Source organism: Pseudomonas trivialis (assembly GCF_036864995.1).
Classification (GTDB): domain Bacteria; phylum Pseudomonadota; class Gammaproteobacteria; order Pseudomonadales; family Pseudomonadaceae; genus Aquipseudomonas; species Aquipseudomonas trivialis.
This window is the reverse complement of sequence record NZ_CP142151.1, coordinates 1,004,713-1,018,605: the sequence shown is the minus strand read 5'-3', so window position 1 is coordinate 1,018,605 and position 13,893 is coordinate 1,004,713. Positions and strand designations below refer to the sequence as shown.

Here is a 13,893-nt window from a genome sequence, read left to right as displayed (position 1 = left end):
TTTGTTACCGTTCACGCGACAATCCGCTGGTAGGGATCACTGGACGGGGCCACTTTCTGTCACAATTTGTCATCTCCCCTGAGAACTCTCCATGGACACTTTGCAAAACATGCGCGCGTTCAGTTGCGTGGCCGAAGCCGGCAGCTTTACCGCCGCCGCCGTGCAACTGGACACCACCACCGCCAACGTCTCGCGCGCGGTCTCCAACCTTGAGGCCCACCTGCAAACCCGCTTGCTCAACCGCACCACCCGCCGCATCGCCCTGACCGAAGCTGGCAAACGCTACCTGCTGCGTTGCGAGCAGATCCTGGCCTATGTCGAGGAAGCCGAGGCCGAAGCCAGCGATGCCCATGCGCGCCCCGCCGGGCAATTGAAAGTGCACACCATGACCGGTATCGGCCAGCATTTCGTGATTGACGCCATCGCCCGCTACCGCCGCACGCACCCCGACGTGACCTTCGACCTGACCCTGGCCAACCGCGTGCCCGACCTGCTGGACGAGGGCTACGACGTGTCCATCGTGCTGGCCAGCGAGCTGCCGGACTCGGGCTTCGTCTCCCAGCGCCTGGGCATCACCTACAGCATCGCCTGCGCCTCACCGGATTACGTCAAGGCCAAGGGCTGCGCCCATCGCCCCCATGACCTGCTCAACCACGCCTGCCTGCGTCTGGTAAGCCCGGTGATCCAGTTGGACAAATGGATCTTCAACGGCCCCGAAGGCCAGGAAAGCGTAGCGATCAACAGCTCGCCGTTTCTGGTGAACTCGGCCGACGCAATGAAAACCGCGATCACCAGCGGCATGGGCATCGGCCTGCTGCCGGTGTATGCGGCCATCGAGGGCCTGCGCAACGGCACGCTGGTGCGGGTGATGCCCAACTACCGCTCCCAGGAACTGAACCTGTACGCCATCTACCCGTCGCGCCAGTACCTGGATGCGAAGATCAAGACCTGGGTGGAATACCTGCGCGGTTCGTTGCCGGAGATTCTGGCGGCGCATCAGGCGGAGCTGGTGGCGTATGAGCTGAGCGGCAGCCTCAGCGGGGCGCGGCTGGCGAACTGAGCTGTCCGCTATTTCAGGTGACCAGATCGCTGTGGCTTAAAAGGCCGTCCAGTTAAGCGCAGATTCCTGTGGCGAGCAGGCTTGTCCTGCGTTGGGCTGCGCAGCAGCCCCAAAACCAGCCTGCACGTAGTATCAGGTATACCGAGGGTTTCTTGATTGGGGGCGCTTCGCACCCCAACGCGGGCCAAGCCCGCTCGCCACAATAAGCCCACACATTTTCCTTAACTGAACGGCATTAGGGCTTGCCACAACAAAGCCCGCTCGTGCTGGCTGCGCGGCCTGACAATTGTCAGTGGGGATGTTAGCGTGCCTGGCATTCTTCCGTAGTCGATGAGCCCGCCTGCCATGAAAAAGACTGTCCTCGCCTTCAGCCGTATCACCGCGCCCATGATCGAACGCCTGCAACAGGATTTCGAGGTAATCGCGCCCAATCCCAAGCTCGGCGACATCAACGCGCAGTTCAATGAAGCCCTGCCCCATGTCCACGGTCTGATCGGCGTGGGGCGCAAGCTGGGCCGCGAGCAGTTGCAGGGCGCGAGCAAACTGGAGGTGGTGTCCAGCGTGTCGGTGGGCTACGACAACTATGACGTGGCGTATTTCAATGAGCGCGGGATCATGCTCACCAACACCCCGGATGTGCTGACCGAAAGCACCGCTGACCTCGCCTTTGCGCTGCTGATGAGCAGCGCACGCCGGGTCGCCGAGCTGGACGCCTGGACCAAGGCCGGGCAGTGGAAAGCCAGCGTTGGCGCGCCGCTGTTTGGCTGCGATGTGCACGGCAAGACCCTGGGTATCGTCGGCATGGGTAATATCGGTGCCGCCGTGGCGCGGCGCGGGCGCCTGGGTTTCAACATGCCGATCCTGTACAGCGGCAACAGCCGCAAGACCGCCCTCGAGCAGGAGCTGGGTGCGCAGTTTCGCAGCCTGGAGCAACTGATGGCCGAGGCAGACTTTGTCTGCCTGGTAGTGCCATTGAGCGACAAGACGCGTCATCTGATCAGCACCCGGGAGCTGGCGCTGATGAAGTCCAGTGCCATCCTGATCAACATTTCCCGAGGCCCGGTGGTGGATGAACCGGCGTTGATCCAGGCCTTGCAGAATCAGACCATTCGCGGCGCCGGGCTGGATGTGTACGAGCAGGAACCGCTGGCCGAGTCGCCGCTGTTCCAGTTGAGCAATGCGGTAACCCTGCCGCACATTGGCTCGGCGACTGGCGAAACCCGCGAAGCCATGGGCAACCGCGCGCTCGACAACCTGCGCAGCGCCCTGCTGGGCCAGCGCCCGCAGGATCTGGTGAACCCGCAGGTGTGGAAGGGCTGACAGCACACACATTGTGGGAGGGGCCTTGCTCCCTCTCACATTGGGTCGCCACATGAACGAAAAATCGGTTAAAGGCTGGCTTCTTCAAGTCGATAAAGGTTCATAGACTGTCTTCCCTGATCCACAGAAGGTTTTTATGCCCACCACCAAAGCCCGCGCAGACTCACTCTCGCTTCTGCTGTTTACCTTGCGCAGCGGCAAGCTGATGGCGATCAACCTGCTCAAGGTCAGCGAAATCATCCCCTGCCCGCCGCTGACCAAGCTGCCGGAGTCGCACCCGCACGTCAAAGGCATCGCCACCCTGCGCGGTAACTCGCTGGCCGTGATCGACCTGAGCCGGGCCCTGGGTGAAATGCCCCTGGCGGACCCGGACGGTGGCTGCCTGATCGTCACCGATGTGAGTCGCTCCAAGCAGGGCCTGCATGTGCAGGCGGTGAGCAAGATCGTGCATTGCCTGACCACCGACATCCGCCCGCCGCCCTACGGCTCGGGCGGTAACCGTGCGTTTATCACCGGGGTGACTCAGGTGGAAGGCGGCCTGGTGCAAGTGCTGGATATCGAGAAGGTGATCCACGGCATCGCGCCGGCACCGATTGAGGCGGCGCCCACCGACTTGACCATGGACGAGGCCGAAGTGCTCGGCAACGCCCGCATTCTGGTGGTGGACGATAGCCAGGTGGCCCTGCAGCAATCGGTGCACACCCTGCGCAACCTCGGCCTGACCTGCCACACCGCGCGCAGCGCCAAGGAAGCCATCGATGTGCTGCTGGAGCTGCAAGGCACCGCCGAGCAGATCAACGTGGTGGTATCGGACATCGAAATGTCGGAAATGGACGGCTACGCCCTCACCCGCACCCTGCGTGAAACCCCGGACTTCCAGAACCTCTACGTGCTGCTGCACACCTCCCTGGACAGCGCGATGAACAGCGAAAAAGCCCGCCTGGCCGGGGCCGATGCGGTGCTGACCAAGTTCTCCTCGCCCGAGTTGACCAAGTGCCTGGTGGTGGCCGCGCAAACCGTGGCGCAAAAGGGCCTGTAAAGGGTGACCGAGTATTACCAGTTGCTGCGGCGCGACCTCACGGGCAGTCTGCCCGCGCCGCAGTGGCCGCAGGATATTCGGCTGGAGCCGTACCGCGACGAGCTGGCGCCGTTGATTCATGCGCTGTTGCGCCTGACCGAAGACCAGGGCGGTGGCCGCGTTGCCAGCCTGGCGCAATGGCGCCAGTCGTTTTTCACCGATGCCGAGTTCGATCCTGCGTTGTGCCTGGTGGTCAGGCGCGCGGATTCCGTCCTTGGCGTGGCGCAATGCTGGACCAGCGCATTTATCAAGAACCTGTCCGTACACCCCTGCGCCCAGGGCCAGGGGCTTGGCCGGGCCTTGTTGTTGCACGCTTTTGCAGTATTCAAGCAGCGCGGCGAACCCTGTGTCGACCTCAAGGTACGTGAAAGCAACCTGCGCGCTCGGCAGCTGTATGAAAGTGTCGGCATGAGATTCGTCCTGCGCGGCCTGGTGCCTGACACCTGACAACCACTGGCGCATAACTTGCTTCCAGAGAGTCTGAACGCTGGGTAGCGGTAAAAAACCGCCGCCGTTCAAGAGCGCCCTCTGACCTTGCCTGGTGACAGATACGCCATGAACACTCATTTTTCCTGCGTCGGTTGCGGCAAGTGCTGCACTGACCATCATGTGCCCCTCACCCTCGCAGAGGCCCGCCAGTGGGCGGCCGACGGCGGCAATGTCATCATTCTGGTGGAAGCTTTTCTCGGCAATGGCCTGGGCCTTCCGGCAGACCAACGCGAGCATGCCGAGCGCCGCTCGGTGGTGGTGCCCAGCGGCACGGCCGAGGCGTTCGTGGCGATCACCTTTGCCGCCTACAACGCCGGGCGCTGCCGGAATCTTGACGAAGACAACCGCTGCGGCATCTATGAGCGTCGTCCGCTGGTGTGTCGCATCTACCCGATGGAAATCAACCCGCACATCCCGCTCAACCCCGGTGCCAAGGACTGCCCGCCGGAATCCTGGGAACAGGGCCCGGCACTGATCGTTGGCGGTGAACTGGTGGATGGGGAGTTGGTCGAGCTGATCAGGCGTTCACGCCAGGCCGACCGCGATGACGTGCAGACCAAGGAGGCGGTGTGTGCGCTGCTGGGCATCTGCACCACCGCCCTGAAAGGGGATGGATTTGCCGCGTACCTGCCGGATATGAACGCCTTTGCCCAGGCGATCGAATTGGCGATGGAACGGCCTGCAGAGAGCAACGAGTGGGTGTTTCATGTGTCGGCAATGGACATTGCCGAACAGATGCTCGATGCCGGCGCCCGGATTGCCACCCAGGTGCCGGCCAATTACGCCTTTATTTCATTGCGCGCGTCCTAGCGCGCCAGCTCACAGCCCGGTCAGGCATTCGATTTCTATGCGGGCATCGTCCAACAGCTTGCCGGCGGCGAACGTGGTACGCGCCGGCAGGCGATCAGACGGAAAATAGCGGGTGTAGACGCTGTTCATCGCCGAAAAATCGTTGATGTCGGCAAGAGTCACCGTGCACTTGGCCACCCTGTCCATTCCCAAGCCTCTGCTTTTGAGGGTGTTGCGCAGATTCTCAAGGGCCTGGGCCGTTTCTGCGCGAATGCCGCCGCGCACGAGCTTGCCGCTTTCATCCTGCCCCAGCACCCCGGAGAGGTAGAGGGTTTGCCCCAGTTGCACGGTTTGCGAAAACGGCAGACCAGCGCCTGCCGATACGTGAACCATCGTGGCCTGCTGTGGCCCGGCGGCCACCGGCGCCAGGTACGACTGGGTGATCGCCGCGTATTTGCCGTTGTCTTTCAAGCGTTGCAGGGCACGGTTGAGGGCTTGCGTCAAAGTGGGGTCAGTCTTGCGTGTGGCAATCGCAACACCGCCGCCGAGCATTTCATCGACAATGCTGGGTCCAGCGAAGGCAAACGCAGCGCCTTTCGGGGTGTTCAACAAGGCTTCGGTGATTTCGATGGTGTTCTGCAAGGTCGCGTCCAACTCGCCTTTCAACAGGCTGGCGATCAACTCGCCATTGAGGTTGAAGCTGCGTATCACCACACCCTGGGGCGCCCAGCGGGCCTTGGCGAAGGCTTCGCGACTGGTGCCGGCCAATACGCCGACACGCTTGCCCTTGAGCGATTGCGCATCGGGCAGCAGATTGGCCCCGGCAGGTGCTACCAGGCGGCTTTCCAACGGATAAAGCAAGTCGGTGAAGTCGAGGGTTTCGCGCCGCGCCGGGGTCGGCGTCATCGGCATGATTGCATCGAAGCGCCCGCTCTGCAGCGCCGCAATATTGGTGGCATAGGGCTGATCGACCCACACACAGCGTGCGTTGAGTTCGGCACACAGCGCATTGCCCAGTTCTATATCCAGACCCTTGAGCTCGCCTCGCTCATCCCGGTACTCGAACGGCTTCACATCGGCTTCGACGCCAAAACGTATCTCGCTCCAAGGTGCGGCAGGCGGCGGCGGGACCGCGCATCCGCTCCCGGCAAACAGCACCAGGGAAAGCGCAAGTATTCTTCTAGTCATACAAACTGTCCTGTGCAAAGAGGGTGGGAGGCGTCCGGTCAATCACTCACGCCCGAACGCACTCAAATTTCCAGCAGGCAACTTTTTAGCAGGCGCTTGAAAGTGTCTAAGCGCGACATGTCCGTTTATCGCGTAGGAATTTTCCCAAAAGCATCGGACGGCATGAAGCAACCGATACAGATCGGTCAGCCATCACCATGGGGAGCGAGCGTATCGAGGCGGTAAGGCTGGACGATCCGCTGGTACTCGCCGTTGTGCATCAACTGCTCAAGCGCGCCGTTGAGATCGCGCCGCAACGCGGTATCGGACTTGCGCACCGCGATCGCCACGCTGTTGCCAAGGAGGCTCGAGGAGACAACCGGGCCGAGAAAACCGAAATCCTGGCCAATGGCGGTGTCGAGCAGCACCTCGCGAATTTCAACGGTGCCTTGTAGTGTAGCGTCAATATCCCCCGCCACCAGCGCGCGAATCAGTTGATCGTTGAGCCAGTAACTCTTGACCCTGACCCCCTTGGGGGCCCACTCGGACAAGGCGAAGGCCTCGCGATTGCTGCCCAGCAAAACGCCCACGCACTTGCCCTTGAGCTCGCGCGCGGAGGGCATCAGGCCGGAGTTTTTGCGCGCAACCAGGCGCGTGGTGAACGGATAGAGGTCGTCGGTGAAGCTCACCTGTCGGCGACGCTGCGGTGTCGGGGCGATGCCCATGATCGCGTCGAATTGCCTGGCCTCAAGGCCCGAGAAATTTTCTGACAACACCTGGTCGACCCAGGTGCACTGCACATTGAGCTGCTGGCACAAGGCACTGCCCAGTTCGATATGCAGCCCTACCAACTGGTCCTGTCGATTGCGGCTTTGGAAGGGCGGAAATTGTGCGACGACGGCAAAACGGATTTCGTTTCGCGGCGAATCATCCGCCAGGGCGAAGGGAAAAATACCAGTCGACAGCGCTAAGGCAAACACTACGCAGACGCGTATCTGGGCCACGGGAACGTCCTTTTCCAGAGAGATCGGCATGGGCAACGGACCCTTTCGGAGGGGCCATGGGCGAATGCCGTGCAAGCTTTCAAGAAACGGACGTGGACCTACAAGCGGAAATATCAGCCAGCCTTGTAGGCAAAGGCCGATACAGTGCTCAACCGAATATTCTCAACGTTTGCCCATTGATCGACGCGTACCTGGTGGCGCCATGCCGGGTGACTTGGTGTGACCGTTTTTGGCACCGTTCTTGTACCAGGGCTGGGCAGTCTGCTTGGCGCCGGCCAGTTCACCCGGTTTGAACGGGAATTTGAACGGCGCAATCTCGGTTTTTTCAACGCCGTCAGCGCTGGCCGGATCGACGAGATGGGTCGCTTCAACAGGGGGTTGTGTCGGGGAAGTCATGGGGGCTCCGGGCGTGCAAAAAATGATGCGAGGCCGGCTTGCGGGCCACGTTGGCGCGCAGTATACCTGCGCGGTTCAGATGTTTAAGCACGTCCGTACGAATGGTCGGTGTTTACTGACAGCGCTGTCAGTTGGCAGTCACCGTGCTGACCCGATTGCCCGGCTATAAAGAACGCTCACGTCTCCATCCTTGCCCCGGCGCGCCTACCTGATGCCCAATCAACGCAAAATCGCTCTTGTCGTCGGCCTCCTCGCGGTGCTGGCCGTTACCGCCTGGGCCCTGACCCGCCCGGCCAAAACCCGGCTGGCAGCGCCCAGTGCCATACCCGTAAGGGTGGTGACCGTGGCGCAGCAGGACGTCCCGCGCTTTGTCAGCGGCATCGGCACGGTGCTGTCGTTGCACAGCGTGGTCATTCGACCTCAGGTGGACGGCATTCTTACCCAATTGCTGGTCAAGGAAGGCCAATTGGTCAAGGTCGGCGACCTGCTCGCCACCCTCGACGACCGCTCGATCCGCGCCAGCCTCGCCCAGGCCAGGGCGCAATTGGGCGAGAACCAGGCCCAGTTGCAGGTGGCGTTGATCAACCTCAAACGTTACAAGGAGCTGAGCGTCGATAACGGCGTGTCGAAGCAGACCTATGACCAGCAACAGGCCTTGGTCAACCAGCTCAAGGCCACCGCACAAGGCAACCAGGCGGCGATTGATGCGGCGCAAGTGCAGCTTTCCTACACGCAAATTCGCTCACCGGTCAGCGGGCGCGTGGGGATTCGTACCGTCGACGAAGGCAACTTCCTGCGCACAAGCGACACTCAGGGATTGTTCTCGGTCACCCAGATCGACCCGATTGCCGTCGAGTTCTCGCTGCCGCAACAGATGCTGCCCACCCTGCAGGCCCTGATCGCTGCCCCCGACAAAGCCAGCGTCAACGCATATCTGGGCGCCGACACCGACGGCCAGACCGGTGACCTGCTCGGCGCCGGCCACTTGAGCCTGATCGACAACCAGATCAGCTCCACCACCGGCACCCTGCGCGCCAAGGCCGAGTTCAATAACGCCACGCAACGCCTGTGGCCGGGTCAACTGGTGACCATCAAGATCCAGACCGCCCTCGACAAAAATGCCCTGGTGGTGCCGCCCACCGTGGTGCAACGCGGGCTGGACACGCACTTTGTGTACCGGGTCAACGCGGGCAAGGTTGAAGTGGTGCCCGTGCAAGTGACCTATCAGGACAGCGACCTCAACATCATCAAGGGCGTGCAGGCCGGCGACGTGCTGGTGAGCGATGGGCAATCGCGGCTCAAGGCCGGTGCCCAGGTGGACGTCCTCAAGGAGCCGCCGCAGGTGATCCAGACCGTCGACGCCAAGGTGCAGCCATGAAGTCGCCCTCGACCTGGTGCGTCGACCACCCGGTCGCCACCCTGCTGCTGACCTTCGCCTTGGTGCTGCTCGGGATCATTGCCTTCCCGCGCCTGGCCATCGCCCCACTGCCGGAGGCGGAATTTCCGACGATTCAGGTCACCGCGCAACTGCCCGGCGCCAGCCCCGACACCATGGCCTCATCGGTGGCAACGCCGTTGGAGGTGCAGTTCAGCGCCATCCCCGGCATGACGCAGATGACCTCCAGCAGCGCACTGGGCTCAAGCCTGCTGACCCTGCAGTTCACCCTCAGCAAGAGCATCGACACCGCCGCGCAGGAAGTGCAGGCGGCGATCAATACCGCGGCCGGCAAGTTGCCCCGTGACATGCCCAACCTGCCGACCTGGAAGAAGGTCAACCCGGCCGACAGCCCGGTGCTGATCCTCAGCGTCAGCTCCAGCAGCATGCCCGGCACCGAACTGAGCGACTACGTGGAAACCCTGCTGGCGCGTCAGATCAGCCAGATCGACGGGGTCGGCCAGATCAATATCACCGGCCAGCAACGCCCGGCGATTCGTGTGCAGGCCTCGCCGGACAAACTCGCCGCCATCGGCCTGACCCTGGCCGACGTGCGCCTGGCCATCCAGCAATCGAGCCTCAACCTGGCCAAGGGCGCGATCTACGGCAAGGACAGCGTGTCGACCCTGTCGACCAACGACCAGCTGTTTCAACCCGAGGACTACGCCCAACTGATTGTGTCCTACCGAAACGGCGCACCGGTTCAACTGCGCGACATCGCCAACGTCGTCAACGGTTCGGAAAACGCCTACGTGCAGGCCTGGTCCGGCGATACGCCCGGCGTCAACCTGGTGATCTCGCGCCAGCCCGGCGCCAACATCGTCGAGACCGTGGACCGCATCCAGGCCGAGTTGCCGCGCCTGGAGGCGATGTTGCCGGCGTCGGTGCAGGTCAGCGTGTTGACCGACCGCACCCGGACCATTCGCGCCTCGCTGCATGAAGTGGAAGTGACCCTGCTGATCGCCATCCTGCTGGTGGTAGCGGTGATGGCGCTGTTCCTGCGCCAGCTGTCGGCCACCCTCATTGTGTCCAGCGTGCTGGGAGTGTCGCTGATCGCCAGTTTCGCCTTGACGTACCTGATGGGATTCAGCCTGAACAACCTGACGCTGGTTGCGATCGTGATCGCCGTGGGCTTTGTGGTGGACGATGCAATCGTGGTGGTGGAGAACATCCACCGTCACCTCGAGGCCGGACTGGGCCAGCGCGAAGCGGCGATCAAGGGCGCCGGCGAGATCGGCTTTACCGTGGTTTCCATCAGCTTTTCGCTGGTGGCGGCGTTTATTCCGCTGTTGTTCATGGGCGGTGTGGTCGGGCGGCTGTTCAAGGAGTTCGCGCTGACGGCGACCTCGACCATCCTGATTTCGGTGGTGGTCTCGCTGACGCTGGCGCCCACCCTCGCCGCGCTGTTCATGCGCGCGCCCACGCACCCGGCCCACGACAAACCGGGCTTCAGCGAACGCCTGCTGGCCGGTTACGCGCGCAACCTGCGCCGCGCGCTGGCCCATCAGCGCAGCATGGCGGCACTCTTTCTGGTGACGCTGGCGCTGGCCGTGGTCGGCTACGTGTTTATCCCCAAGGGCTTTTTCCCGGTGCAGGACACCGGCTTTGTGCTCGGCACCAGCGAAGCGGCGGCTGACGTGTCGTACCCGGACATGGTCGCCAAGCACAAGGCCCTGGCCGAGATCGTCAAGGACGACCCGGCGGTGCTGGCGTTTTCCCATTCGGTGGGCGTTACCGGCAGCAACCAGACCATCGCCAACGGCCGCTTCTGGATCGCCTTGAAGGACCGGGGTGAACGCGATGTGTCCGCCAGCCAGTTCATCGATCGCATCCGCGCGAAACTGGCGAAGGTGCCGGGCATCGTCCTGTACCTGCGCGCGGGGCAGGACATCAACCTCAGCTCCGGCCCCAGCCGCGCCCAGTATCAGTACGTGCTCAAGAGCAACGACGGTGCGACGCTGAACACCTGGACCCAGCGCCTCACCGAAAAACTGCGCGGCAACCCGGCGTTTCGCGACCTGTCCAACGACCTGCAACTGGGCGGCAGCATCACCCACATCAGCATCGACCGCCAGGCCGCCGCGCGCTTCGGCCTCACCGCCACCGATGTCGACCAGGCGCTGTACGACGCGTTCGGCCAGCGCCAGATCAACGAGTTCCAGACCGAGACCAACCAGTACCAGGTGGTGCTGGAGCTGGACACTCGGCAACGCGGCAAGGCCGAAAGCCTCCACTATTTTTACCTGCGCTCGCCACTGACCAACGAAATGGTGCCGCTGTCGGCGCTGGCCAAGGTCGACGCGCCCACGGTGGGGCCGTTGTCGATCAGCCATGACGGCATGTTTCCGGCCGCCAACCTGTCGTTCAACCTGGCGCCCGGCGTGGCCCTGGGCGATGCCGTGATCATGCTTGAGCAGGCCAAGAATGAAATCGGCATGCCGACCACGATCATCGGCAACTTCCAGGGCGCGGCCCAAGCGTTCCAGAGTTCGCTGGCCAGCCAGCCCTGGCTGATTCTCGCGGCGCTGGTGGCGGTCTACATCATCCTGGGGGTGCTGTACGAAAGCTTCGTGCACCCACTGACGATTATTTCCACCTTGCCGTCAGCCGGGCTGGGGGCGCTGATCATGCTGACGTTGATGGGCCAGGACTTTTCGATCATGGCGCTGATCGGCCTGGTGCTGCTGATCGGTATCGTCAAGAAAAACGGCATCCTGATGATCGATTTCGCCCTGGAGGCACAGCGCGTGCGCGGCCTGCCACCCCACGAAGCGATTTACGAGGCCTGTGTCACGCGGTTCCGGCCAATCATCATGACCACCCTCGCCGCCCTGCTCGGCGCCGTGCCGCTGATGCTGGGTGCCGGCCCCGGTGCCGAGTTGCGCCAGCCATTGGGCATCGCGGTGGTCGGCGGGTTGCTGGTGAGCCAGGCACTGACGCTGTTCACCACGCCGGTCATATACTTGTACCTCGAGAAGTTTTTCCACCGGCCCAAACCAGCTGCCGAGCTGGCGACCACACGCTGAGGCGGTGTCATGCGCGTCCTGATTATCGAAGATGAAGAAAAAACCGCGGACTACCTGCACCGCGGTCTCACCGAGCAAGGCTACACGGTCGACGTGGCGCGCGAGGGCGTCGAGGGTATGCACCTGGCGCTGGAGAACGATTACGCGGTGATCGTGCTCGACGTGATGCTGCCCGGTCTCGACGGCTTCGGCGTGCTGCGGGCGTTGCGCGCGCGCAAGCAGACGCCGGTGATCATGCTGACTGCCCGCGAACGCGTGGAAGACCGCATTCGCGGCCTGCGTGAAGGCGCCGATGATTACCTGGGCAAGCCGTTTTCCTTCCTGGAGCTGGTGGCGCGCCTGCAGGCGTTGACCCGGCGCAGCGGCGGCCACGAGCCGGTGCAGGTGACGGTCGCCGACCTGTGGATCGACCTGATCAGCCGCAAGGCCAGCCGCAACGGCGTGCGCCTGGACCTCACCGCCAAGGAGTTTTCGCTGCTCAGCGTGCTGGCCCGGCGCCAGGGTGAAATTCTCTCCAAGACGGCGATTGCCGAAATGGTCTGGGACATCAATTTCGACAGCGACGCCAACGTGGTCGAAGTGGCGATCAAGCGCCTGCGCGCCAAGCTCGACGGGCCGTTCGAGCACAAACTGCTGCACACCATTCGTGGCATGGGCTATGTGCTGGAGAACCGCAGTGTCGGTTAACTCGATTGCCGTGCGTCTGAGCGGCCTGTTCACCCTGGTGGCGGCGCTGATCTTTCTGTTGATTGGCGGCGTGCTGTATCAGCAGGTGGATCGCGGCCTGGGCCTGTTGCCGGGGGCGGAGCTGGATGCGCGTTACAGCGTGCTGGAGTCCTCGGTCAATCGCTTTGGCACGCCGGAGCACTGGGTGAAGATCCGCGCCAAGCTCAAGCTGCTCGGTGAAGAAGACAAGCGCATCCGCTTCTGGGTGGTCAGCAGTGATCCCAACTACGAGTACGGCGAGCCGGACGCGCAGATTCGCGCATTCGCCGCAGGCCCCGTCGGCAAGCGCGACTTGCGCCTGCCGGGCCATGCCTACCCGTTCAAGGTGCTGGTGAGTCAGTTCGCCGCCAGGGAGCAGCGCCCGCCGCTGCGCTTCATGATTGCCATCGACACCGAGAACTTCCGCGCCACCCAGCACCACCTGCTGGTGGCATTGGTCAGCCTGGCGCTGGCCGGCGTGGTGCTGGCCTCGCTGCTGGGTTTCTGGGTGGCGCGTATCGGCCTCAAGCCGCTGGAAAGGCTCTCGGGCGAAGCGCACAAGCTGGCGCCGCCCAAACTTTCCGGGCGCCTGCAACTGTCGCCGCTGCCGCCCGAGCTGAGTCAGTTCGTCAACTCGTTCAACGCTACCCTCGACCGCGTCGAGCAGGCCTATTCGCGCCTGGAATCGTTCAACGCAGACGTGGCCCACGAACTGCGCTCACCGCTGACCAACCTGATCGGCCAGACCCAGGTGGCCCTCACACGCGGGCGCTCGGCAGAGCATTACTTCGAGGTGCTGCAATCGAACCTGGAAGAACTCGAGCGCCTGCGCTCGATCATCAACGACATGCTGTTCCTGGCCAGCGCCGACCAGGGCAGCAAGGCCACCAAACTGATCGAAAGCTCCCTGGCCGATGAAGTTGCGACCACGCTCGATTACCTGGACTTCATCCTCGAAGACGCCCAGGTTGAGGTGCGGGTACAGGGCGACGCCCAGGTGCAGATCGAAAAAGCCCACCTGCGCCGTGCACTGATCAACCTGCTGAGTAATGCGGTGCAACACACCACGCCGGGACAGGTCATCGAGGTGAATATCGATGTGCAACAGGATCAAGTGGCGATTGGCGTGACCAACCCCGGCGAGGCGATTGCCGACGAGCATCTGCCACGGTTGTTCGAGCGTTTCTATCGGGTGGACGCGTCGCGCAGCAACAGCGGGGCCAATCACGGGCTGGGGCTGGCCATCGTCAAGGCGATTGCGTTGATGCACGGCGGCGATGTGTTCGTGCGCAGCGAAAGTGGTGCGAATACCTTCGGCATCACCCTGCCCCTCTAAGCACTGTTGCGGTTTGGGCAACAGTCATTATCTTGTTACACTCCTCGCTTCCAAAAGCCGCTGCTCTTCAGCGGTTTTTTTTTGCCAT

At 62.8% G+C, this 13,893-nt stretch carries 12 protein-coding genes; 9 read left to right on the top strand and 3 right to left on the bottom strand.

Going from position 1 to position 13,893, the window contains the following annotated elements:
• Nucleotides 1-91: 91 nt before the first annotated feature.
• The 5 genes from VRB54_RS04420 (at nucleotide 92) to VRB54_RS04400 (ending at nucleotide 4,757) form a co-directional block, all read left to right on the top strand.
• On the top strand, nucleotides 92-1,060 hold the full coding sequence (locus VRB54_RS04420) for a LysR family transcriptional regulator (protein WP_209988790.1): 969 nt from the start codon (nucleotides 92-94) through the stop codon (nucleotides 1,058-1,060).
• 345 nt (nucleotides 1,061-1,405) lie between these two features.
• Entirely contained in the window at nucleotides 1,406-2,380 is a 975-nt protein-coding gene (locus VRB54_RS04415) for a D-glycerate dehydrogenase (RefSeq protein WP_338479664.1), read from the top strand.
• A gap of 136 nt (nucleotides 2,381-2,516) precedes the next feature.
• The gene (locus VRB54_RS04410; RefSeq protein ID WP_338479663.1) at nucleotides 2,517-3,419 is read left to right on the top strand and encodes a chemotaxis protein; all 903 of its coding nucleotides are present in this window, start codon (nucleotides 2,517-2,519) and stop codon (nucleotides 3,417-3,419) included.
• Between the two features lie 3 nt (nucleotides 3,420-3,422).
• Nucleotides 3,423-3,905: a GNAT family N-acetyltransferase gene (locus VRB54_RS04405; RefSeq protein WP_338479662.1), complete on the top strand. Its 483-nt coding sequence runs from the start codon at nucleotides 3,423-3,425 to the stop codon at nucleotides 3,903-3,905.
• Between the two features lie 108 nt (nucleotides 3,906-4,013).
• Complete coding sequence (locus VRB54_RS04400; protein ID WP_338479661.1) at nucleotides 4,014-4,757, top strand: YkgJ family cysteine cluster protein; 744 nt, start codon at nucleotides 4,014-4,016, stop codon at nucleotides 4,755-4,757.
• 9 nt (nucleotides 4,758-4,766) lie between these two features.
• Here VRB54_RS04400 and VRB54_RS04395 read toward each other — a convergent pair whose 3' ends face one another.
• From VRB54_RS04395 to VRB54_RS04385, 3 genes are all read right to left on the bottom strand, one after another.
• On the bottom strand, nucleotides 4,767-5,924 hold the full coding sequence (locus VRB54_RS04395; protein WP_338479660.1) for a transporter substrate-binding domain-containing protein: 1,158 nt from the start codon (nucleotides 5,922-5,924) through the stop codon (nucleotides 4,767-4,769).
• A 185-nt stretch (nucleotides 5,925-6,109) separates the two neighbouring features.
• Nucleotides 6,110-6,937, bottom strand: a complete 828-nt coding sequence (locus tag VRB54_RS04390; RefSeq protein ID WP_422396076.1) for a transporter substrate-binding domain-containing protein — start codon at nucleotides 6,935-6,937, stop codon at nucleotides 6,110-6,112.
• A 132-nt stretch (nucleotides 6,938-7,069) separates the two neighbouring features.
• Entirely contained in the window at nucleotides 7,070-7,303 is a 234-nt protein-coding gene (locus VRB54_RS04385) for a hypothetical protein (protein ID WP_338479659.1), read from the bottom strand.
• Nucleotides 7,304-7,514: 211 nt separating this feature from the next.
• Between VRB54_RS04385 and VRB54_RS04380 the strand changes: the two genes are divergently transcribed.
• Genes VRB54_RS04380 through VRB54_RS04365 form a run of 4 tightly spaced genes read left to right on the top strand, consistent with a single transcriptional unit; the run spans nucleotide 7,515 to nucleotide 13,805 of the window.
• The gene (locus VRB54_RS04380; protein WP_338479658.1) at nucleotides 7,515-8,681 is read left to right on the top strand and encodes an efflux RND transporter periplasmic adaptor subunit; all 1,167 of its coding nucleotides are present in this window, start codon (nucleotides 7,515-7,517) and stop codon (nucleotides 8,679-8,681) included.
• Entirely contained in the window at nucleotides 8,678-11,764 is a 3,087-nt protein-coding gene (locus VRB54_RS04375; protein WP_338479657.1) for a multidrug efflux RND transporter permease subunit, read from the top strand. The genes VRB54_RS04380 and VRB54_RS04375 overlap by 4 nt, the downstream gene beginning before the upstream one ends.
• A gap of 9 nt (nucleotides 11,765-11,773) precedes the next feature.
• Nucleotides 11,774-12,451, top strand: coding sequence for a heavy metal response regulator transcription factor (locus tag VRB54_RS04370; protein ID WP_338479656.1), 678 nt, complete (start codon nucleotides 11,774-11,776; stop codon nucleotides 12,449-12,451).
• Entirely contained in the window at nucleotides 12,441-13,805 is a 1,365-nt protein-coding gene (locus VRB54_RS04365) for a heavy metal sensor histidine kinase (RefSeq protein WP_338479655.1), read from the top strand. Before VRB54_RS04370 ends, VRB54_RS04365 begins: the two co-directional genes overlap by 11 nt.
• The last annotated feature ends 88 nt before the right edge of the window (nucleotides 13,806-13,893 follow it).

Excerpts from the sequence above, each read along its gene's own strand:
- VRB54_RS04415 (WP_338479664.1), top strand. The coding sequence starts at position 1,406 with ATGAAAAAGACTGTCCTCGCCTTCAGCCGTATCACCGCGCCCATGATC.
- VRB54_RS04380 (WP_338479658.1), top strand. The coding sequence starts at position 7,515 with ATGCCCAATCAACGCAAAATCGCTCTTGTCGTCGGCCTCCTCGCGGTG.
- VRB54_RS04375 (WP_338479657.1), top strand. The coding sequence starts at position 8,678 with ATGAAGTCGCCCTCGACCTGGTGCGTCGACCACCCGGTCGCCACCCTG.
- VRB54_RS04385 (WP_338479659.1), bottom strand. The coding sequence starts at position 7,303 with ATGACTTCCCCGACACAACCCCCTGTTGAAGCGACCCATCTCGTCGAT.
- VRB54_RS04390 (WP_422396076.1), bottom strand. The coding sequence starts at position 6,937 with ATGCCGATCTCTCTGGAAAAGGACGTTCCCGTGGCCCAGATACGCGTC.
- VRB54_RS04420 (WP_209988790.1), top strand. The coding sequence starts at position 92 with ATGGACACTTTGCAAAACATGCGCGCGTTCAGTTGCGTGGCCGAAGCC.
- VRB54_RS04395 (WP_338479660.1), bottom strand. The coding sequence starts at position 5,924 with ATGACTAGAAGAATACTTGCGCTTTCCCTGGTGCTGTTTGCCGGGAGC.
- VRB54_RS04400 (WP_338479661.1), top strand. The coding sequence starts at position 4,014 with ATGAACACTCATTTTTCCTGCGTCGGTTGCGGCAAGTGCTGCACTGAC.
- VRB54_RS04410 (WP_338479663.1), top strand. The coding sequence starts at position 2,517 with ATGCCCACCACCAAAGCCCGCGCAGACTCACTCTCGCTTCTGCTGTTT.
- VRB54_RS04370 (WP_338479656.1), top strand. The coding sequence starts at position 11,774 with ATGCGCGTCCTGATTATCGAAGATGAAGAAAAAACCGCGGACTACCTG.